Below are 21,895 nucleotides of genomic sequence, written 5' to 3' on the forward strand. Positions count from 1 at the left end.
CATTGATGAACTTTATTTTTCGGAAAAGTCCAGTTAATCCTATAGTACAGCATGAGCAAGACGTTAAGTTTCAAAACATATTCGGCCAAGCCTGTTGAAGTCGAGCGGAAGTGGTATATCATTGATGCCGAAGGTCAGGTCCTTGGCAGAATGGCTTCTGAAATCGCAAAGGTCCTTCGGGGCAAGCATAAGGCGCAGTTTACGCCGCATATTGATACCGGTGATTTTATTGTTGTGACCAATGCGGCAAAAGTTGCCCTGACGGGTAAAAAAGAGGATCAGAAATCCTACTTTTCGCATTCGCACTATCCCGGTGGCGTCAAGATTGATCATGTCAAGGATGTTTTGAAGAAAAAGCCCGAGAAGGTTATCGAGCATGCCGTCTGGGGAATGCTGCCGCACAATAATCTCGGCCGCCAGCTTTTCAGGAAACTCAAGGTCTATGCAGGCCCCGAGCATCCGCATGCTGCGCAGGTACCTGTTGAAATGAAAATAAAATAAACCATAAAGAATAGGTAATGAAAGAGGTTATCGATACAGTAGGACGCCGTAAAACCTCCGTGGCAAGAGCATTTCTGAGCCCGGGTAAAGGTCGGATCATCATCAACAAACTGCCGGTTGAAGAGTATTTCAAGGATGAGTTCAAGCGTCAGCAGGCTCTCCGTCCGCTTGTGCTTACAGAAAAAACAGAGGATTTTGATATCAAGATCAACGTTCAGGGCGGCGGTGTAAGCGGCCAGTCCGGAGCAGTCAGTCTTGCCATTGCCCGCGCTCTTACCGAGTTTGATGAAACTGCCCGTGTTGTCCTTAAAACCGAGAAGCTTCTGACCAGAGATCCGCGTATGGTAGAACGGAAAAAATTCGGTCGCAAAAAAGCCCGCAAACGTTTCCAGTTCTCGAAGCGTTAATCCCGGCTATCCGTACTTGCTTTTGTATTTCAGTAAACAACTTCACATATCGTGCTCATTCCGACGCAATCGGGATGAAGCTTACCGGAAGTGTCCGGCGCTCCGGCGCCGGATACCGGTCAGTAGATGCACGGTAGAGGAATAACTAAACCACAGGAAGAGAAGAGATGTCGCATTTCCAGCTTGAAGAGATGCTCCGCGCAGGAGTACACTTCGGTCACCTTGCACGCCGTTGGTGTCCGAAAATGAAGCCGTATATTTTCATGGAAAAGAACGGTGTTCACATTATTGATCTGCAGAAAACGGTTGTTCTTGCCGACGAAGCGCTGAAGGCTCTTGAGGCTGTTGCGCAGACAGGCAGGGAGATCATGTTTGTCGGTACAAAAAAGCAGGCCAAACAGATTATTGCCGCAGAAGCCGAACGCGCAGGGATGCCCTATGTCTGCGAGCGCTGGCTTGGCGGTATGCTTACCAATTTCTCTACCATCCGCCAGAGTATCAGACGGATGAACTCCATTGACAGAATGGAGACTGACGGTACCTTCGATATGATTACCAAAAAAGAGCGTCTCATGCTTGGCCGTGAAAAGGAGAAGCTGATGAGGATTCTCGGCGGTATCGCTACCATGACGCGCCTTCCGGCAGCACTCTTTATCGTTGATATCAAGAAAGAGCACATCGCCATCAAGGAAGCCCGTTCACTCGGTATCCCGATCATCGCCATGGTCGATACCAACTGTGACCCGGAGCAGGTTGATTTTGTCATTCCTGCCAACGATGATGCAATCCGTTCGATACAGCTTATGGTCAAGGCCGTTGCCGATACGATCCTCAAAGCAAGAGAGCTGAAGGTTGAGCAGGAGGTTCTTGCCGATCTTGATGAAGAGGAAGAGGACGGCGAAGAGGAAGAGATCAGCGAATAAGCCCAGTTTATAATATAAAAGAGTGATATTTCAATGAGCCAGATTTCAGCAAAAGACGTAAAAAGTCTTCGTGATATTACCGGTGCAGGGATGATGGACTGCAAAAAAGCCCTTGATGAAACCGCAGGGGACATAGAGAAAGCTATCGATTATCTTCGCAAGAAGGGTGCAGCTCTTGCCGCCAAACGGGCGGACAGGGAAGCCAACGAGGGAATGGTAACGGTTAAAATAGGTGATGACCGCAAGAGTGGTGTTATTCTTGAACTTAACTGCGAGACCGACTTTGTTGCCCGCGGTGAGGTTTTCACCTCTTTTGCTGCCGCGCTTGCCGACCTTGCTCTTTCGAGCGGAGCCGCTTCTCCTGAAGATTTGCTTGCGCTCACTCTTGGTGAAACCTATGGTGGTGAAACAGTTGATGGAGCAATAAAGACCATGACCGGCAAGCTCGGTGAGAAGATTGCTCTCAAGCGTCTTGTTTCCTGCGATGCCCATGACGGACTGGTTGAGGCCTATATCCATCCCGGATCCCGGCTTGGAGCGATTATTCATGTTGCTACCGACAAGCCTGAACTGCTCAGGGAGCTGGCAAAAGATCTTGCCATGCAGGTTGCTGCAGCAGCTCCGATTGTTACCGACCGGTCGAAGGTTCCTGCTGATTATATTGCCAGAGAGTCGGAGATCTTTCGCCAGCAGGCACTTGGACAGGGAAAGAAAGAGGAGTTCGTTGACAAGATTGTTACCGGAAGGCTTGAAAAGTATTATCAGGAGGTAGTGCTGACCGAGCAATCCTTTATCAAGGACAACAACACCAAGGTTGCTGATGTGCTCAGCGAGTTCAGGAAGAAGCATCAGGCGAAGGTCGATGTTATCGATTTTGTTCGCTGTCAGATAGGAGAATAAAAAAAGAAGCCTCGTTTTTCGAGGCTTTTTTTTTGCCCGGTATTTATCTTTCTTTTGATTTATTAACCTTTTGTTCAGGAGGAGAGGGACATGCTGCAATACAAGCGCATCTTGCTCAAATTAAGTGGTGAAGCACTTGCAGGGGCAGACGGTTACGGTCTCAATGCCGAGATGCTTGAACGTTATGCCGAGGAGATCAGGGAGGCAAGGGATATGGGAGCTGAAATTGCCCTGGTCATAGGGGGCGGAAACATCTTTCGCGGCGTTTCAGAGGCCGCTGCAAAGATGGACCGTGTACAGGCGGACTATATGGGTATGCTCGCCACCGTGATAAACTCTCTCGCCTTTCAGGATGTACTTGAGCGCAAAGGTGTCTTTACCCGGCTGCAGACAGCAATAAAGATGGAGCAGATGGCTGAACCCTTTATCCGGCGCAGGGCGGTGAGGCATCTTGAAAAGGGAAGAGTGGTTATTTTCGGTGCCGGAACAGGAAATCCCTACTTTACAACCGATACGGCAGCGTCACTTCGTGCGATTGAAATAGAGGCTGATGTTATTGTCAAGGGTACCCGGGTGGACGGCATCTACGATTCGGATCCCGAGAAAAATCCGAATGCCGAGTTCTTTTCGAACATATCCTATCTCGATGTGATCCGTAAAAACCTCAAGGTTATGGATATGACGGCAATTACGCTCTGCCGTGAAAATGTGCTGCCCATTGTGGTGCTGAACATGAATGAGAAAGGGAACTTCACAAGGCTGCTTAAAGGTGAAAAGGTTGGTTCACTGGTTCACGGTGATTCCTGCTGATAGAGCTCCTGATCGTCGGGGCCGGCTCCGCCGGCCTCAAGCAAAGACTTGACTACCGGTTGTATATCCTGCCATTCAAATCCCCTGTTGTGCAGGAACTGCTCAAGCCGCTTTTTTTTGTCGGCTCCGGACCGTGCATGCAGTGATCTGATTTTTTTCTCCGCCGCTTTCAGGCAGAGTTCCCTTGAGTCCATCGCACTCACGAGGGTAGTGATAATGGTATCGGAAACCCCTTTCTTTCTCAGTTCGCTTCTCATTCTCAGCTTTCCCGCAGGTTTCCTCCTTGACCGGCTCTGGATAAACTCCTCACCGAACACCCGGTCATCAATCAGGCCCTGAAGGGTCAGCTTCTCCATTACCTTTTCGATACAGCTCACTTCATACCCTTTTTTCCGGAGTTTGCGCTCAAGCTCATCCCGGCTATGACTGCGCAGTCCAAGCAGTTTAACTGCGAAGAGCATCGCACCCTCTTTGTCTCTATCGGTCATATGGTTTCTCTTTCTGAATTGATCTGTTGAGAGAGCCTGTTCAAGCCAGAGCTTCTGCTCCACCTCCCTTGAATGTACGATGAAGCGTGATTCCTGTAAAGCACCAATTCGCTTTCGTAAAGCGCTGCTCGTTTTCAGCTCGCCCTTTACACCCGGAAAGGGTGCTGTCAAGCAACTATTCATAATAGGGCGTGAGCGGTCATCTGTTGCTGAGCGTTTTGACCCATATTGAGAGACGGGCGCAAGAGTTCCGGCTTTTTCTCTCTCTTCAATTTTGCTATATTCAATGCTTTAAGTTTCATACAGATCGTTACCTGTGCGATCGCTCTTCAACTATCGTCAAGTGTAAAAGAGAGATGCCTCGCTATACCCCTGAACAGCTTGCCAAACGAAACGCTTCAATCTGGACCGATATACAGATCATCCTTGCACCGATACAGTTTCTCTTTTTTATTGCGGGTCTTGCTACAACAGCACTCTATGCCAACGGTCTGTTTGTTACCGGTTTTTACTGGGTCAGCATAGCCATTCTTTTCAAGACACTCTTTTTTGCGCTCCTGTTCATTACCGGGATGTTTTTTGAAAAAGAGATTTTCGATCAATGGGTCTACTCCAAGGAGTTTCTCTGGGAAGATATCGGCAGTACCGTTGCTGCTTTTTTTCATCTCCTTTACTTTTTTCTGGCCTGGCTTGGTTATTCCCAGGAAGTCCTTATCTGGGACGCTTTTCTGGCCTATTTCACCTATGTACTCAATGCATTGCAGTACCTTGTCAGGATTATTCTTGAAAAACTCAATGAGCGCAAACTCCGGATTGATGGCCGGATCTGACTCTTTGTGCACTTTCTTTGTTCCACGATGCCCGATATGTTATGAAATACAGTTTTAAAAGACTCTGGAATACAACCTTTCTCTTTGTCGGACCTGCATGGTATGTGCTTGTCTGGATGATCTGGTCATCGGGTCAGCTGCAGACCATCGGAGACAAAATCACCTTTCTCAGTGTGGTGATTCCTGGTTTTCTGCTCATTTACGGAGCCGGTTTTTTTATTGAAGAGTGGCATAACAAGAAACAGGCAAAGCGCTCCTGAAGAGGGAGTCCCGTTCCCGCCTGTCGTAATTTTTCAACAATACACATCGGCGCCTGACGGTGTGAGAAGTATGAATATCCTATGCAGAACCTCTGGAATGATGCTGATCTTCAACGCTCTCTCAGAGAGCATGAAGGAATTTCCGAGATGCCCAATGAACTGGCCGGGCTGGTCTATGCATCCCGCCTCCTTGGCAGTGAAAGTTCGCTGGTGATTCATGGCGGAGGGAACACCTCTGTCAAATGTGAACTGGTTGATATGGTCGGCAACAGGGCGGAAGTGCTCCTGATAAAAGCCAGCGGAGTTGATCTCAGCCAGGTTACCCCCCATGATTATACTCCGGTCAAACTGCGTCCCCTCCGTAAACTCGGTCAGCTTTTTAACCAAAATGACCGCATAAGCGAGGAGGAGCTGCAGCGTTTTTCAACCAAGGAGTTCAAGCACCTTCTGCTTCTGAACCTTTTCAGCCTTACCGACCATATGGCACAGCATCGGCTGACTCCTTCCATAGAGACGCTGCTGCATGCATTTCTTCCGCACCGATACATTTTACACACGCACTCCTTTGCCCTGCTTACGCTCAGCAATCAGCCGAATGGTGAAGCGCTCTGCAGTGAAGTGCTTGGTGAGAGTTTCGGTTCGGTTGACTATATCAAGCCGGGAATGGGACTTGCCCGTGCTGCGGCAGTTGTTTATGAGGCAAATCCGGAGATCGAGGGGCTGGTTCTGCAGAAACATGGTCTGGTTACCTTTGGCACTACCGCCAAAGAGGCTTACACCCGCATGATTGATGCCGTCAGCAGGCTTGAAAAACGGATTGCAGCAACAGGCAGAAAAGCCTTCCCGAAGGTAACCCTTCCGTCAGCTGTTGCATCTGTAGAAGAGGCCGCGCCGATCATCAGGGGCGCCTGCGTTGAGGAGAAGTCACCGGGAACCAGGGAGTTCCATCAGTTTATTCTTGATTTCCGCACCTCGCCGGAAATTCTTGACTATGTCAACACCCGGGATCTTATCGGGATGAGTCAGAAGGGGGCAATGACCCCTGACTTTATTGTCCGCACCAAAAACAAGCCGCTTGTGGTTCCGGCACCTGATGCTGCCGACCTTGCGGGGTTCAAGGCGGCCGTAGTGGATGCTGTGCAGCACTATCGTGAAGCATATACCGCATACTTTGAAGCAGAGAAACGTGCTTCAGGCATGAAGGTCAGCATGCTTGACCCGCTTCCGGGAGTGGTGCTTGTGCCCGGCCTCGGACTTTTCGGTCTTGGTAAAACCGCCCGCTCTGCAGCAGTCAACGCCGATATAGCAACAAGTACCGCCGCAGCCATACTTGACGCGGAATCAATCGGGACGTTTGAATCCATCAGTGACCGGGAGGCGTTCGAGATTGAGTACTGGGATATGGAGCAGGAGAAGGTGAACAAGGTTCATCATGATGTTTTTGCGGGAAAAGTCGTGATGGTAACCGGTGCCGCCAGCGGTATCGGCCTTGCAACGGCCAAAGCCTTCCGTCAGCGAGGCGCCGAACTGGTGCTGCTTGATCTTACTCTTGAAGCGCTTGAACGGGCTGCTGAGTCTATCGGCGGCAATGTGCTTCTGAAGACCTGTGATGTCACCTCACGCAAAGAGATCCGATCGGCTTTCGATGAAGCGTGCCGCCGGTTTGGCGGGATTGATATTATAGTTTCCAACGTCGGGGCTGCGCTTCAGGGGCGCATCGGTGAAGTGGCTGATGAGGTACTTCGCAAAAGTTTTGAACTCAACTTTTTTTCCCACCAGTCCATTGCCCAGGAGGCCGTACGGGTGATGAAACTTCAGGGTACCGGCGGTGTTCTGCTTTTCAACGTATCAAAACAGGCGGTCAATCCCGGCCCCGATTTCGGCCCTTACGGACTGCCGAAGGCGGCAACGATGTTTCTCGTCCGTCAATATGCCCTGGATCACGGTCGTGACGGTATCCGTTCAAACGGCATCAATGCCGACAGAATTCGCAGCGGTCTGCTTACCGAAGAGATGATCAAGGCCCGCTCAACTGCCCGCGGTCTGAGTGAGAAGGAGTATATGGCAGGAAACCTCCTGCAGCTTGAGGTTACCGCTGAGGATGTTGCAGAGGCATTTGTGCATCTGGCTCTGGAAACCAGAACAACAGGCTCAATCACAACAGTCGATGGCGGCAATATTGCAGCGGCCCTTCGCTGAAAGAGAGAACAGGTTCACTATCAACAACTACAACTGAACAGAGGAGACCCTTCATCATGGCGGAATACGACAAGGACAAACAGGCAAAAGAGTACTATACCGATATCCCGGTTAACAACTACGGCTTTTTCCTCAAAGGTGCCCACTCGGTTGACTGGGGGATGAAAAACCGGCTTTCGAGGATTTTCCGGCCCGATACCGGCAAAACAGTCATGTTTGCTATTGATCATGGTTACTTTCAGGGCCCGACCACCGGTCTTGAACGGCCGGACGTCAATATTGTGCCGCTCATGCCGCATGCTGATGCCATCATGCTGACAAGAGGCATTCTTCGCACGACTGTCCCTCCGACACTGAACAAGGCTATCGTGATGCGCTGCAGCGGCGGGCCGAGCATTCTCAAGGAGCTCTCGGACGAAGAGCTTGCCGTTGATATTGAAGATGCCATTCGCATGAATGTTGCCGCCATAACGCTCCAGGTTTTTATTGGCGGTGAGTTCGAAACCCGGTCAGTGCGCAACATGACCAGACTTGTTGATATGGGCCTGCGTTACGGGATTCCCACCATGGCCGTGACGGCTGTCGGCAAGGATATGGTTCGTGATGCCAAATATTTCAGGCTTGCCTGCAGGATTTCGGCAGAGCTCGGTGCGCAGATTGTCAAGACCTACTATGTGCCCGAAGAGTTTGAAACCGTGGTGGCTTCATGTCCGGTTCCGATTGTCATGGCCGGAGGCAAGAAAATTTCCGAACTCGAAGCGCTTACCATGTGTTCACATGCCATCCAGGAGGGTGCTGCCGGTGTCGATATGGGCCGCAATATTTTCCAGAGTGACGCTCCACTGGCCATGATGAAAGCCGTAAACAAGGTTGTTCATGAGCAACTGGCGCCTGAAGATGCGTTTGCCTATTTCAATGACATCAAGTCGGAAGGATAACCTAAAGAGTGCTCCGGTGCTGCGGCAGAGTGGAGTGCTCTGTCGCGGCATTTTTTCACCGTTTTATTTTTTTAATGGAACCCCCGTATCAATTGTGTGCAGCGTGTAGTCGGGGCGTATGACGTATTTTTATGAATATTGATGATATCAAGGGATTTTTTACCTCCAGAGAGCAGCTTGACATGGCTGACTATCTGACGCTCGATTACTATCTTGAGTGCGTGGGTGATATCGAGACAGCGCTTGCGCATTTTTGCAGTGAGCAATCGACTGCACAGTGGAAGCGTGTTGATTATGATGAGGATTTCCGCCCGAGGTATGCGGCCAAAGTCATCAACCTGACGGTGGAGGGCGAACTACAGGAGCTGAGCTATCCGGTCAAGCACTCCGAGACCGGTCCAATACATGCCTGTCGTGTCACCATTGCTCATCCACACCGCAATTTCGGCCCGAAACTGCCAAACCTGCTCTCCGCAGTGTGTGGCGAAGGGGTCTTTTTTACTCCGGGAGTGCCTGTCGTCAAACTGCTTGATATCGGTTTTCCTGACTCCTATCTTCAGGCGTTTGACGGGCCGAAATTCGGTGTCGAGGGTATCCGTGATCTTCTGCAGGCCTATGACCGTCCGATTTTTTTCGGTGTGGTGAAGCCGAACATCGGTCTCAGTCCTGATGATTTTGCTGAAATAGCCTTCCAGAGCTGGCTTGGCGGTCTTGATATAGCAAAGGATGACGAGATGCTTGCTGATGTTGACTGGTCAACACTCATGGAGCGTTCCCGAGTGCTTGGTGATGCCAGGCGCAGGGCAGAAAAGCAGACCGGAGAGCCGAAAATATATCTTGCCAATATTACCGATGAGGTTGACCGTCTGATTGAGCAGCATGATATAGCGGTCAGTAACGGCGCCAATGCCCTTCTTATCAATGCGCTCCCTGTCGGGCTCAGCGCTGTCAGAATGCTTGCCCGCCATACTAAAGTCCCTCTTATCGGTCACTTCCCGTTTATTGCCGCATTCAGCCGGATGGAAAAATATGGCATTCACTCAAAGGTGATGACCAAACTGCAGCGTCTTGCCGGTCTTGACTCGATTATTATGCCCGGATTCGGCAGCAGGATGATGACCCCCGAAGAGGAGGTGCAGGAGAATATTGCCGAGTGTCTTCAGGATTTCGGTCATATCCGTCGTTCCCTTCCTGTTCCCGGCGGCAGCGATTCTGCGCTGACGCTTGAAACGGTTTACCGCAAGGTTGGCAGTGTTGATTTCGGCTTTGTGCCCGGCCGGGGCGTTTTCGGCCATCCCATGGGACCAAAGGCGGGAGCAGCAAGTATCCGACAGGCATGGAGCGCCATAAAGGAGGGTATTTCGCTTGAGCGTTATGCTGCCGGTCATCCTGAGCTTCAGGCCATGATCGACGGGGCGCAGGGGAAAAAATAAGGAGCAAAGGCGGAGGTCTGCTTATGGGTCTGCTCGACGAGAGGGTTGCCGTTATTACCGGTTCTACCAGAGGGATCGGTAAAGCTATCGCCCATGAGTTTGTACGCGAGGGGGCAAAGGTGGTTATAACCTCTGCATCAAAAGCCAATATTGATGCTGCTGTTGCCGAATTTCCGAAAGATAGTGCCTATGGCTGTGTCTGCAATGTTGTTTCCCTCTCCGATATGGAGCATCTGCTCAACGCGGCGGTTGAGCGCTTCGGAAGAGTAGACTGTTTTATCAACAATGCAGGCATCTCGGACCCATTCGGAAGTATCACTGACAGTGACCCTGAAGTGTGGGGCAGGGTTGTTGATACCAACCTTAAAGGGACCTATAACGGAACCCGTGCGGCAATCGGATATTTTCTCAGGGAGAACCGGAAAGGAAAGGTTATCAATATGGCCGGTTCCGGTACCGACCGGAGCTCCAATACGCCCTGGATCAGTGCCTACGGCTCAACAAAAGCTGCCATCGCCCGATTTACCTATGCCGCGGCAGAAGAGTACCGGCATACCGGCATTGCGGTGATGCTGCTCCATCCGGGCCTGGTTCGTACCGGAATGGTCAGTGCAGAAAATCCTACGCCTGAACTTCTGCGGCAGCTTGCGACCTTCAAAACCATTCTTGATATTTTTGCCCAGCCGCCGTCGGTTGCCGCAAAGCTTGCCGTGAAGCTTGCTTCAGCGTGGAGCGACTCAAAAACAGGGATCTATCTCTCGGCTCTTGACGGGCGCAGAAAAAAATGGTTGCTCCTGACCTATCCCTTCCGTAAAATACTGCACAGAATAGATTGTCGAACCTGGTAAACAGAGGATTGTCATGCTGAAAAGAGGTACCCCGGTAATCGTGCTCTTTCTTGTTATGGTTACCCTGCAGGGTTGCTACAGCTTTACCGGCGGATCACTTGCTCCGAACATGAAAACCATAGCCGTTCCGGTGTTTGATGATCGGTCCGGGGCCGGTATTGCGCAGTTCAGGGGAGAACTCTCAAGAGCTCTTGCTGACAGGCTGGAAGCTCAGAGCAGCTTTCAGGTCATTCCATCCATTGCCGGGGCAGATGCTCTGCTTGATGGGGTTATTACCTCTTTTTCCGATTATCCCGGTCAGCTCTCCAGCCGGACGGAGCGGGCGATAACGAACCGTCTTGTGCTAACCGTGCAGGTAAGCATGAGCAATCGAATCGACAAAAAAACACTTTTTAATCAATCCTTTACAGGATTTGCAGATTATCCGGTTGGTAATTACGTTGCAAGAGAGGAGGCCATCCGTTTCTGCCTCGGTCAGATTGTTGACGGGATTTTCGATCGGGTTGTTTCTGGTTGGTAGGTGTTCCGGAGATTTTTATGGCTTTTTTTATCAATATGCTGGTATAGTTAACGGAGGAGTTATCATGGAATCAGGAAAGGAAGTAGGATACCGTTTCGAACTCGCCCGCGGTTTTCTTGAAGAGGCTGAACTGGATTATTCCCTCAAACGCTGGCGTACCTGTGTTTCGCACTCCATACTGGTCATTGAAAATACCGGGCTTGCCGTTCTGATGCTCTTTGGTGTCTCCGCCCTTACGCATAAACCGGGGCTGCATCTCTCCCGGCTTATTTCCGAAGGAACGGTTTCGGAAGAGATAGCAGCACTGATTGAAGAGATACTTCCGGATTTGCAGAAATATGATTCACATCTGAAAATGCTGGCGAAATATGGTGATGAGGCGGAGTTCCGGCTTCCCTGGAAGATCTTTGATGCAGAGAAAGGTGTGGCGGCAATCGAAGCTGCCCGCAAATGCATGCGAGTGAGTACCGAGATTGCTGAACTGGCTGAATAACTTTTTCAGGGCCGTTGCGTCCGATTGTAATTTTTGATTGTATTTGTGCATGAATATTCTTGTTACCGGCAGCAGAGGTCAGCTTGGTTCAGAACTGGAAAGGGTTTCGGGGCTGACCGGCAGCCATCACTCTTTTTTTTATGATCTTCCCGATCTCGATATTACGAATGCCGCTCAGGTGGAAGAGATCTGCCGGCTTCACTCGATTCAGGCGATTGTCAATTGTGCGGCCTATACGGCCGTAGACAAGGCTGAGTCGGATTCCGCATCGGCTTTTCTGGTGAACAGGGATGGTCCCGCCGTCCTTGCCCGGTGTGCCAAAGATCGAAATGCCCTGTTAGTACATATTTCGACCGACTATGTCTTTAACGGTGAGTCAAACTCGCCCTACCGGGAAAGTGATCGGGTTTCGCCGGCAAGTGTTTACGGCCTTTCCAAATGGGAAGGGGAGGAGGCTGTTCGCAGGATCGGCTCATCACACCTGATTATCAGAACATCCTGGCTCTACTCCCCTTACGGCAGTAACTTTGTCAAAACCATGCTTCGGCTCGGTGCAGAAAAGTCCTCGCTTACTGTGGTGTTTGACCAGATCGGCACGCCGACCTGTGCAGCTGATCTCGCCTCGGCAATTGCCTCGATTCTGGATCGCTGTGACCTTTCGCATTGCTACGGCGAGACCTATCATTACTCCAACGAAGGGGTATGCTCGTGGTATGATTTTGCTGAAGCCATTATGGAGCTTGCTGGACTCTCCTGCCGCGTTTTGCCGGTAGAGAGCAGCGAGTACCCGACTCTTGCAAGGAGGCCGGGCTACAGCGTACTGAACAAGTCGGCTATAAAAAAATCATGGGGAGTGGAAATTCCTCACTGGCGCAGCTCACTGGCAACCATGCTCAGGGAGATGCAGCGGGAAGCAACATGAACGAGTAATCTTTATACCAGGAAACAATGCATATACTGATCACCGGAGGAGCCGGATTCATAGGTTCACATGTCGTCAGGCACTTTCTGAAGTGCTACCCCTCATACACGGTCACCAACCTTGACAGCCTTACCTATGCCGGAAATCTTGCCAACCTTTCGGATGTGGATGCTCTGCCGAACTACCGTTTTATAAAAGGGGATATAACCGACGGCGCCTTCCTGTTGAAACTCTTTGAGGAGCAGCGGTTTGACGGAGTGATTCATCTGGCGGCCGAGTCGCATGTTGATCGTTCGATTGCCAATCCGACGGAGTTTGTGGTGACCAATGTTCTTGGCACGGTCAATCTGCTCAATGCCGCAAAGGCCTCGTGGCAGAGTGAGATGGAGGGAAAACGATTCTACCATATTTCAACCGATGAGGTATACGGCTCCCTTGGAGCTGAGGGACTCTTTACGGAAGAAACCGCTTACGACCCCCACAGTCCCTACTCGGCATCCAAAGCCGCTTCGGATCACTTTGTCAGGGCCTATCATGATACCTACGGCCTTCCGGTAGTGATCAGCAACTGTTCAAACAACTACGGATCCTTCCAGTTCCCCGAAAAACTCATTCCGCTGTTTATCAACAATATTCGCAACAACAAGCCGCTTCCGGTCTATGGAAAGGGGGAGAACGTGCGGGACTGGCTCTGGGTGGTTGACCATGCCGCGGCAATCGATGTTATTTATCATCGGGGAAGGAGCGGCGAGACCTATAATATCGGCGGTCATAATGAGTGGACAAACATTGACCTGATCAGGCAGCTCTGCCGGATTATGGACCGGAAGCTTGGCCGCGGGGCGGGGGAGTCAGAAAAACTCATTACCTACGTTACCGACCGGGCAGGGCATGACCTTCGTTATGCTATTGACTCGTCGAAGCTGCAGCGGGAACTCGGCTGGATTCCTTCGATCTCCTTTGAAAAAGGGCTTGAGCTGACCGTAGAGTGGTATCTTGCAAATCAGGAGTGGCTTGACAATGTGACCTCCGGCAGTTATCAGCACTATTACGAGAAGATGTATGGCGTAAAGTGACAGAATTAAAACAAACAGTGAACAGCTTTTCCTATGCGAATTCTGGTTATCGGCGGTGCAGGTTATATCGGCAGTCATGTTACAAGAGCTTTTCTTGATCGTGGATACCGTGTTACGGTTTTTGATAATCTTCAGACCGGTTTGAGGGAGAATCTCTTTGAAGAGGCTCAGTTTGTGCATGGAGACATCATGCATCCCGCGCAGCTGCGCGCGGTTATGACTGGAGGAGGATTTGACGGCTGTATACACCTCGCGGCCCTGAAAGCTGCCGGTCAGTCTATGCTCCATCCGGAACGCTATGCCGAGGCAAATATTGCCGGTACGATCAACATCCTTAATGAGGCGACTGCCGCATCCCTCTCTCCGATTATCTTCTCCTCTTCGGCAGCGGTCTATGGCGTGCCTCAATATCTGCCTATGGATGAAGAGCACCCGAAGGAGCCGGAAAATTTTTACGGCTATACCAAGCTCGAAATCGAGCGGATGCTTGGCTGGTATGACCGGCTGAAAGGTCTGCGCTATGCGGCGATCCGCTATTTCAATGCGGCAGGTTATGATGTTCAGGGACGGGTCAGGGGGCTTGAGCTGAATCCTGAAAATCTGCTGCCGATCGTGATGGAAACCGCGGCAGGCATCCGTCCCAAACTCTCCGTTTACGGTGACGATTATCCGACCAGGGACGGAAGCTGCATACGGGATTATGTTCATGTCAGTGATCTGGCGGAAGCGCATGTCACGGCTTTTGAATATATCCGGAAGCATGACCGGAGCATTACAGTCAATCTCGGAAGCCAGAAGGGTGTCAGTGTCCTTGAAATGCTGGAGCGGGTTCGCGCAATTACCGGAAAGGCTGTTCCTTCAGAGATTGCCGGCAGGAGAGCCGGCGATCCGGCAGAACTGGTGGCATCCGCAGCAAAGGCCGGGGAGCTGCTCGGGTGGGTGCCGAAGTACAGTGATGTTGATACCCTTGTCTCCTCGACCTGGAGAATGTATGAGAAATTTGCCCGCCATTAAGCTATTCGCGCTCTATCCATGATTATTCCTGTGATTCTCAGCGGCGGTTCCGGCACAAGACTCTGGCCACTTTCCAGGGCGTTGTATCCCAAGCAGTTTCTCTCGATCATCGGAGAAAAGACCATGCTGCAGGATACCGTGTTACGCCTTTCCCTGCTTGATGACCTGGGACCTGTTTATACTGTCTGTAATGAAAGCCATCGATTTCTTGTCGCCGAGCAGCTCCGGGAGATAGAGGCTGAAATCGGCGAAATCATTCTTGAACAGACGGGGCGCAATACGGCTCCGGCATCTGCGGCAGCGGCTCTTCTTATTGCAAGGAAGCATCCCGGTGCCCTGATGCTTGTTTTGCCTGCTGATCACGTCATTCTGGATCCGCAGGCATTCAGTGAGGCGATCTTTTCCGGAAGTGCTGCCGCCCGGGAGGGTGCGCTGGTCACTTTCGGTGTTGTTCCGCTCTCTGCGGAAACCGGTTACGGCTATATCCGTGCATCGCTTAAGGGTGAAGCGTATAACGGGGCTTATCCTGTTCTTGAATTTGTCGAGAAACCCTGCCAGGAAACCGCAGAACGCTTTTTTGCTTCGGGCGACTACTTCTGGAACAGCGGCATTTTTCTCTTCAGGGCCGAAAGCTATCTGCAGGAGCTCGAAGCGTATGCCCCTTCGATACTCGGTGCATGCAGCAAGGCTATAGAGCAAGCTGTTGAAGATCTCGATTTTTTGAGGCTGGATGCGGAAGCATTTCAATCCTCCCCCTCTGATTCCATTGACTATGCCGTGATGGAAAAAACCGGACGGGCACTACTCGTTCCCCTTGATGCAGGATGGAGTGATATCGGTGCATGGTCAGCGCTCTGGGATGTGCATGAGCGGGACGAAGCGGGCAATGTGAAGAAGGGCGATGTGCTGCTGCATGATGTCCGCAACAGCTATATTCATGCAACCAGCCGTCTTGTTGCCGCAGTTGGTCTTGAGGACCACATAATTATAGAGACCGCTGATGCGGTGCTTGTAGCGGCGAAGGATCGGGTTCAGGATGTTCAGTTGCTGGTTGAACAGCTTAACCGCAAAGAGCGTGATGAAGCGGTTATGCACCGCAGGGTCTACCGTCCATGGGGTTCCTATGAAACGGTCGATGTATCGGGCCGCTTCAAGGTCAAACGCATTACGGTGAACCCCGGTGCGGCGCTTTCGCTTCAAAAGCATCAGCTTCGTGCCGAACACTGGATTGTCGTCAAAGGAAGAGCTCTGGTGACTGTAGAGGATCGAACAATCGAGCTCCATGAGGATCAGTCCACCTATATTCCTGTAGGCTCCTTCCATCGTCTTGAGAATCCTGCTCAGGTGCCTCTTGAGCTGATTGAGGTACAGACTGGCGGGTACCTTGGAGAGGACGATATTGTTCGTGTGGAGGATCGTTACGGTCGGCGGTAAAACAGGGCAGGCTCCTTTGTTTTGAATTTCTTTGACGGGATGATTAAAAATAGTACATTTTAAGGTTATTGTTTAGTTGGCGTTAAACCTGTTAAATCTAAATATCCCTTTAATATGGCTGAAGAAATCAAATCTTCCGGACAGGCTCAGCAGCGCCAGGGTGATGTTGTCAAAGGTGATTTTTCGACAATTCTGGTCGGTGTTGGCACTTTACTTGACAGTACGCTGACCCCCCTGAGCAAGATCGTTGCCCAGACGCTTGATTCCCTGACGGTGGTAGCAAAACAGATTCTTGACGGCGTAAATTCGACTCTCGGCGGTAAAAAGTAAGAATCGGAATTTTTCCGGTTATCTGTTGCCGCTTCAGATACAAAACAGTGCCCATACAAGGTTTCAGGCAAGCTTTTCTGTGTATGAAAGGCTTGCCTGTGCTGTTTCATACCGGATTCTTGTATATTGACTTTTTTTATAATTGCAGGCCGGTTGCCTGCTGTTGATTGAATGACCTATAAGCATTATGGACGATAAATTCAGGGAGTATCCCTCAAATGTGCCCTATAGTACAGTAGAGGCGGAAGTTCTTGCATACTGGAATGAAAAGGGAATTTTTCAGAAGAGTCTTGAGGAGAGACCGGCGGAGAGGGTCTACTCGTTTTACGAAGGACCACCGACGGTCAATGGCAAGCCGGGTGTACATCATGTGTTCAGCCGAACCATCAAGGATGTGGTGTGCCGGTACAAGACCATGCAGGGTTACCGGGTGCCGAGAATGGCAGGATGGGATACTCATGGATTGCCGGTGGAGATTTCAGTAGAGAAAAAGCTGGGTCTGAAGAACAAGTCCCAGGTTGTGGAGTATGGTGAAGGGGATTTCAATGCTGAAGCAAGGGCGCTTGTCTACCATCACATCGACGATAATCGCGAGGGATGGGGAAAGCTGACCGAGCAGATGGGCTACTGGGTCGATATGGACCACCCCTATATTACCTGTACCAATAACTATATCGAGTCGGTCTGGTGGGCTTTGAAGACCATTTTCGACAAGGGGCTTATCTACAAGGATTACAAAATTGTCCCGCAGGACCCGAAATCCGAGACGGTGCTCAGCTCTCACGAGCTTGCCCTCGGTTACCGGGAGGTGAAAGACCCGAGTGTCTATGTACGATTTCGTCTGAAGGGTTCGGAAGAGTCTTTTCTGGTCTGGACAACGACACCCTGGACATTGATTTCAAATGTGGCGCTCTGTGTAGGCAGCGATATTGATTATGTGAAAGTTCGGAACAGAGAGAGCGGTGAGGTATTGATTCTTGCCCACTCCTGTCTTCAGGTGCTTCTTGAGAAAAACGAAGAGGGGGAGTCACTCTGGCAGGTTATTGCTGAACTGAAAGGACGCGATCTTGAAGGGCTTGATTATGAGCCGCTTTTCAGCTATATCCAGCCCGAGAAAAAGTGCTGGTATGTCACCGCCGGATCATTTGTCTCCACCGGGGACGGTACCGGAATTGTTCACATCGCTCCGGCTTTCGGTGCCGATGACTATGAGATTGCCAAAAAATATGATCTCCCGATGCTCCAGCCGGTGGCCCGTAACGGCTGTTTCACGGCCGAAGTCAGCGACTATGACGGTATGTTTTTCAAGGATACCGATCCGCTCATTATCCGTCAGCTCAAGGAAGAAGGAAAACTCTACCGCAAGGAGACCATCACCCACACCTACCCCTACTCCTGGCGTTACGATGTGCCGGTGATCTACTATGCAAGGGAGTCCTGGTATATCCGGACTACAGCTATTGCCGAGCGGATGGTGGAGCTGAACAAAACCATCAACTGGTGCCCTCCCGAGATCGGAGCCGGACGTTTCGGAAACTGGCTTGAGGAGAACAAGGACTGGGCGCTGTCACGCGAACGCTTCTGGGGTTCACCCCTGCCTCTCTGGGTTGCGGAGGATTTCGCTATCGGGGATGGTGCCGATTCGGGCAGACTTTTTGCCGTCGGATCCATTGCTGAGCTGCGGGAAGGCTTCATCGATATAGATACCGAACGCTATCTCCTCGGGGATGCTCTCGACAGGGGTCTCGTTGAGCTCGATCTGCACAAGCCCTTTGTTGACAGGATCTATTTTATCAGGGACGGCAAGCGCTTCAACCGCACACCCGAACTGGTTGACGTCTGGTTTGACAGCGGCTCCATGCCCTTCGCCCAGCTCCACTACCCGTTCGAGAACCGTGAACAGTTTGATCGCACCTTTCCGGCAGATTTTATTGCCGAGGGGGTTGACCAGACCAGAGGATGGTTCTACACCCTTCATGCCATTGCTACCCTCATTTTCGACAAGCCTGCGTACAGAAATCTGATTGTAAACGGTCATATTCTCGACAAAAACGGTCAGAAGATGTCGAAATCAAAAGGCAACGTGGTGGATCCCTTTGAAACCATGGGCCGTTACGGAGCCGATGCGCTCCGCTGGTACCTGATGGTAACCAGCCCCCCCTGGAGGCCGAAGTCGTTCAATGCGGAGGAGATTGAAGAGGAGCAGCGCAAGTTTTTCAGGGCGTTCATCAACAGCTATAATTTCTTTGTGCTCTACGCCAATGTTGACGGATTCCGCTTCTTGGAACCTTCCATTCCCCTCCAGGAGCGTTCCGAGCTTGACCGCTGGGTGCTCTCCTCACTGAACACCCTGGTTGACGGTGTCCATATGCGTATGGAGCAGTATGATCTGACCGGTGCAGTCCGCCTTATCAATGATTTTATTGTTGATGATCTCTCCAACTGGTATATCCGCCGTTCCCGCAAACGGTTCTGGAAAAGTGACATGGGGCCCGACAAGATTGCTGCCTATCAGTCACTCTATACGGCACTTATGACGCTGGCCAAACTGCTTGCGCCGTTTACCCCCTTTATTGCCGACCGGATTTACCTGAATCTGAACGCCATCAGCGGGCTTGAACCCTTTGAATCCGTTCACCTGGCAGCGTTCCCCCTGCTCGACTCTTCGGCTATTGACCGGCCGCTGGAACAGCGCATGAAAAAGGCCCAGATTATTACATCCCTGGTGCGTACCATGCGCGAGAAGGCTTCGCTCAAGGTTCGCCAGCCGCTGAAACGTATTCTCCTCGCCGTTGACAATGGTGCTGACCGGGAGGAGTACTCCCTTGTGGCAGATATCATTCTTGAAGAGGTCAACGTTCAGAAGATTGAGTATATCGAAGAGGACGGCTCGGTCATCAGCAAGAAGGTGAAACCGAATTTCAAAACCCTCGGCCCGCGATACGGCAAGGAGATGAAGTCGCTTGCCGAGTCGATAAGGATCATGAGCCACAAGCAGATTGCCCTGCTTGAAAAAGAGGGACGGCTCTCCTTTGAGCTTGACGGCAAGCTCTTTGAACTCTTGCGTGAGGATGTTGAGATCATGCATGAGGATATCGAAGGGTGGCTGGTGGCATCCGATGAAGCTCACGGCATTATGGTTGCCCTTGATACCGAGATGACCGAGGAGCTTGAAATGCTGGGGCTTTCGCGTGAACTGGTCAGCCGAATCCAGTCGCTCCGCAAGGAGAGCGGCCTTGATATTACCGACAGGATTTCGCTTGCTATCGAAGGGTCGGAAAAACTTCTGGATGCGGTGCAGAGAAATGATGCGTATATTAAAGCTGAAACGCTCGCCACAGTTCTTGTGGCTACTCTCGGTGATCCGTTGTCTGCCGCAATAGGGAAGAATGACCCGGTAAACGGTGAATTCTGCCGGTTATCACTTGAAAAATATGTTAGTTAATCGTATTATTTCACTCTCTGTTTTTACAGCTTTTGGTTAGAATCAGCAAATACGATGTATTATGGCGAAAAAAAGCAGCAGTGCTTCCAAAAAGGAAAATGAGGTTATCGAGGAACCGGTTCTTACTAAAACCTACCTGACCGATGAAGAGCTGGAGCATTTCCGTCAGCTTTTGCTCAAGCGGCGCGAAGAGGTGCTTCGTGATCTGGATATTCTGCGCTCATCACTTTCCGATGAAAACGTGGAAGATTCAATAAATTCGAACTACTCCATGCATATGGCTGATCACGGCACCGAGACCATGGATCGTGAGCAGCGCTTCATGTTTATTGCCCGTGACGAGAAATATATCGGTTACATTGATCAGGCTCTTGACCGCATTAGAAACAAAACCTACGGAATCTGTATCAAGTCCGGCAAACCCATCCCGAAAAAAAGGCTTGAGGCTGTGCCGCACACCTCGGTGAGAATCGAGTTCAAGCAGGGAAAAAAGTAGGCCGCAGCAGGTTTTCATTTCATCGACGTACAAAAGGGAAAGGGCGTACAGTTTGTGCGCCCTTTCCCTTTTATGTTTTTAATCCCAAATTCTGAATTCAGAATCTCTTCAGTCGTTCTCCTCTTTGTCGGTGGTGGCCTCGTTGACCTCGATGGGATAATCTCCGCTGAAACAGGCCGTGCAGTAGCTGCATGTTTCATTTTCAAATGAGGGGACGCTGTTCATGAGTCCCTGCATGGAGAGGTATTTCAATGAATCAACACCGATATACTCCCTGATCTTTTCGATCTCCTCCTCCTCATTCTCCAGCGTGTCGAACATATGGGTCAACAGCTGGCGTTTGGTCGGGAAATCCATCCCGTAAAAGCAGGGGTTGGTTATAGGCGGAGAGCTGATGTGGAGATGGATGGCCTTGGGATCGGCTTCACGGATCAACTTGATCAGCATTTTGGCGGTAGTGCCACGGACAATCGAGTCGTCAATGAGGATGATCGGTCTCTCCATGAGTACACCGCGCACAATGTTGTATTTGGAACGGACCTTGATGTCGCGGCTGTGAATTCCCGGCTGGATAAAGGTTCTTCCTACATAGTGATTACGGATAAGGCCGTGCTCAAAGCGTGCAGCCTTTTCCATTTTATTGCTCTCCCTTACAAAGCCGAGTGCTGCGGTATTGGATGAGTCGGGGACGCTTACGACGGTCAGCTCCTTCTCTCCCGGCTGCTGCTCGATTTCCGACTCCCGTGCGAGATTTTTACCGAGGTTCCTGCGGACCTTGTCAACGGAGTGCTTGAAAATAAAGCTGTCAGGGCGGGCAAAATAGACATATTCGAATATGCAGCGCGCTTTACGATCAGAGGAGGGAAGAAAGAGTGAGGTAGGCTTCTCGTTTGTTACCGCAAGGTGGTCGATCAGCAGTATCTCTCCCGGTTCAATATCGCGGATGTACTCGGCCTGGATGATATCGAATGCGCAGGTTTCGCTGGCAACGATATAAGCAAGCTCTCCGGTCAGAGGATCCACCTTTTTGCCGAGAGCAAGGGGTCGGAATCCGTAGGGATCTCTTGCTGCAATCATCTGGTTATTGGCCAGAATGACCATTGAATAGGCACCCTCAACCTGGCTTAAGGCATTATAGATTTGCTGTATGGGCTCTTTTTCCCGGCTGCGTGCAGCAAGGTGGGGAATGATTTCGGTATCAGAGGATGCCTGGAAAATCACGCCGTCCTCAGTCAGTTGACGCCGAAGGGTTCGGGCGTTTGTCAGATTACCGTTATGAGCTACAGCAAGGCTTCCCGAGCGGTAGGTCAGTGAAAACGGCTGAATATTGTTGATTGAAGCTGATGAACCGGTGGTTGAGTATCGGTTGTGGCCGATAGCGGCATAGCCGCCCAGTTTGTCGAAGATGGTTTCATCCCTGAAAACTTCGGAAACAAGACCCATGCCCTTGTGCTGCTTGAAGAGGGTTTTCTTTTTGATCTTGTTGTAGTCTGCAACCACGATACCTGCGGCTTCCTGTCCTCTGTGCTGAAGTGAGTACAGTCCATAGAAAGTGTCTTCCGCGGGAGTTTTTGAATTAAAAACGCCGAAAACTCCACACATAAGCAAAAGTATGTTAAAGTTAGGAT

22 protein-coding genes are annotated in these 21,895 nt (G+C 50.8%); 20 read left to right on the plus strand and 2 right to left on the minus strand.

Going from position 1 to position 21,895, the window contains the following annotated elements:
• The first annotated feature begins 51 nt into the window (after positions 1–51).
• The 5 genes from rplM (at position 52) to pyrH (ending at position 3,541) form a co-directional block, all read left to right on the plus strand.
• A complete protein-coding gene (rplM, locus tag G9409_RS05600; RefSeq protein ID WP_006365311.1) occupies positions 52–501 on the plus strand; it encodes a 50S ribosomal protein L13 in 450 nt (149 codons plus the stop codon).
• A gap of 17 nt (positions 502–518) precedes the next feature.
• Positions 519–908, plus strand: coding sequence for a 30S ribosomal protein S9 (rpsI, locus tag G9409_RS05605; protein WP_006365310.1), 390 nt, complete (start codon positions 519–521; stop codon positions 906–908).
• Positions 909–1,075: 167 nt separating this feature from the next.
• Positions 1,076–1,831 (plus strand): 30S ribosomal protein S2, encoded by a 756-nt coding sequence (gene rpsB / locus G9409_RS05610; RefSeq protein WP_166807821.1) that lies wholly within the window; start codon positions 1,076–1,078, stop codon positions 1,829–1,831.
• A gap of 33 nt (positions 1,832–1,864) precedes the next feature.
• The gene (gene tsf / locus G9409_RS05615; protein WP_166807822.1) at positions 1,865–2,731 is read left to right on the plus strand and encodes a translation elongation factor Ts; all 867 of its coding nucleotides are present in this window, start codon (positions 1,865–1,867) and stop codon (positions 2,729–2,731) included.
• 90 nt (positions 2,732–2,821) lie between these two features.
• Positions 2,822–3,541: a UMP kinase gene (gene pyrH / locus G9409_RS05620; RefSeq protein WP_166807823.1), complete on the plus strand. Its 720-nt coding sequence runs from the start codon at positions 2,822–2,824 to the stop codon at positions 3,539–3,541.
• Here pyrH and recX read toward each other — a convergent pair.
• On the minus strand, positions 3,523–4,029 hold the full coding sequence (gene recX / locus G9409_RS05625) for a recombination regulator RecX (RefSeq protein WP_166807824.1): 507 nt from the start codon (positions 4,027–4,029) through the stop codon (positions 3,523–3,525). The two genes, pyrH and recX, sit on opposite strands and share 19 nt — an antisense overlap.
• A 356-nt stretch (positions 4,030–4,385) precedes the next feature.
• On the opposite strand from recX, the gene bchF reads away from it, so the two are divergent.
• The 15 genes from bchF to G9409_RS05700 all read left to right on the plus strand — a co-directional run bounded on the left by bchF (position 4,386) and on the right by G9409_RS05700 (position 20,267).
• A complete protein-coding gene (gene bchF / locus G9409_RS05630) occupies positions 4,386–4,859 on the plus strand; it encodes a 2-vinyl bacteriochlorophyllide hydratase (protein ID WP_166807825.1) in 474 nt (157 codons plus the stop codon).
• A 41-nt stretch (positions 4,860–4,900) separates the two neighbouring features.
• Positions 4,901–5,119, plus strand: a complete 219-nt coding sequence (locus G9409_RS05635; protein WP_166807826.1) for a hypothetical protein — start codon at positions 4,901–4,903, stop codon at positions 5,117–5,119.
• Positions 5,120–5,200: 81 nt separating this feature from the next.
• Complete coding sequence (locus G9409_RS05640) at positions 5,201–7,318, plus strand: bifunctional aldolase/short-chain dehydrogenase (RefSeq protein WP_166807827.1); 2,118 nt, start codon at positions 5,201–5,203, stop codon at positions 7,316–7,318.
• 56 nt (positions 7,319–7,374) lie between these two features.
• Entirely contained in the window at positions 7,375–8,256 is an 882-nt protein-coding gene (lsrF, locus tag G9409_RS05645; protein ID WP_006365302.1) for a 3-hydroxy-5-phosphonooxypentane-2,4-dione thiolase, read from the plus strand.
• A gap of 131 nt (positions 8,257–8,387) precedes the next feature.
• Entirely contained in the window at positions 8,388–9,689 is a 1,302-nt protein-coding gene (locus G9409_RS05650; protein WP_166807828.1) for a RuBisCO large subunit C-terminal-like domain-containing protein, read from the plus strand.
• A 23-nt stretch (positions 9,690–9,712) separates the two neighbouring features.
• Positions 9,713–10,537, plus strand: coding sequence for an SDR family NAD(P)-dependent oxidoreductase (locus G9409_RS05655; protein ID WP_166807829.1), 825 nt, complete (start codon positions 9,713–9,715; stop codon positions 10,535–10,537).
• A 13-nt stretch (positions 10,538–10,550) separates the two neighbouring features.
• Entirely contained in the window at positions 10,551–11,057 is a 507-nt protein-coding gene (locus tag G9409_RS05660) for an LptE family protein (protein WP_166807830.1), read from the plus strand.
• A gap of 64 nt (positions 11,058–11,121) precedes the next feature.
• Positions 11,122–11,550: a HEPN domain-containing protein gene (locus tag G9409_RS05665; RefSeq protein WP_166807831.1), complete on the plus strand. Its 429-nt coding sequence runs from the start codon at positions 11,122–11,124 to the stop codon at positions 11,548–11,550.
• A 49-nt stretch (positions 11,551–11,599) separates the two neighbouring features.
• Entirely contained in the window at positions 11,600–12,472 is an 873-nt protein-coding gene (gene rfbD, locus G9409_RS05670) for a dTDP-4-dehydrorhamnose reductase (RefSeq protein WP_166807832.1), read from the plus strand.
• A gap of 26 nt (positions 12,473–12,498) precedes the next feature.
• Positions 12,499–13,548: a dTDP-glucose 4,6-dehydratase gene (rfbB, locus tag G9409_RS05675; RefSeq protein WP_166807833.1), complete on the plus strand. Its 1,050-nt coding sequence runs from the start codon at positions 12,499–12,501 to the stop codon at positions 13,546–13,548.
• Positions 13,549–13,581: 33 nt separating this feature from the next.
• Positions 13,582–14,562, plus strand: a complete 981-nt coding sequence (gene galE, locus G9409_RS05680; protein ID WP_166807834.1) for a UDP-glucose 4-epimerase GalE — start codon at positions 13,582–13,584, stop codon at positions 14,560–14,562.
• 18 nt (positions 14,563–14,580) lie between these two features.
• Positions 14,581–15,996, plus strand: coding sequence for a mannose-1-phosphate guanylyltransferase/mannose-6-phosphate isomerase (locus G9409_RS05685; RefSeq protein WP_166807835.1), 1,416 nt, complete (start codon positions 14,581–14,583; stop codon positions 15,994–15,996).
• 114 nt (positions 15,997–16,110) lie between these two features.
• Entirely contained in the window at positions 16,111–16,326 is a 216-nt protein-coding gene (locus G9409_RS05690; RefSeq protein ID WP_006365292.1) for a hypothetical protein, read from the plus strand.
• Positions 16,327–16,513: 187 nt separating this feature from the next.
• On the plus strand, positions 16,514–19,771 hold the full coding sequence (ileS, locus tag G9409_RS05695) for an isoleucine--tRNA ligase (protein ID WP_166807836.1): 3,258 nt from the start codon (positions 16,514–16,516) through the stop codon (positions 19,769–19,771).
• A gap of 61 nt (positions 19,772–19,832) precedes the next feature.
• Positions 19,833–20,267, plus strand: coding sequence for a TraR/DksA family transcriptional regulator (locus tag G9409_RS05700; protein WP_006365290.1), 435 nt, complete (start codon positions 19,833–19,835; stop codon positions 20,265–20,267).
• Positions 20,268–20,375: 108 nt separating this feature from the next.
• Here the strand turns inward: G9409_RS05700 and purF are convergent, their stop codons facing one another.
• Positions 20,376–21,869: an amidophosphoribosyltransferase gene (gene purF, locus G9409_RS05705; RefSeq protein WP_166807837.1), complete on the minus strand. Its 1,494-nt coding sequence runs from the start codon at positions 21,867–21,869 to the stop codon at positions 20,376–20,378.
• Positions 21,870–21,895 lie beyond the last annotated feature (26 nt).

The organism is Candidatus Chlorobium masyuteum (assembly GCF_011601315.1).
In the GTDB taxonomy this organism is placed as follows: domain Bacteria; phylum Bacteroidota; class Chlorobiia; order Chlorobiales; family Chlorobiaceae; genus Chlorobium; species Chlorobium masyuteum.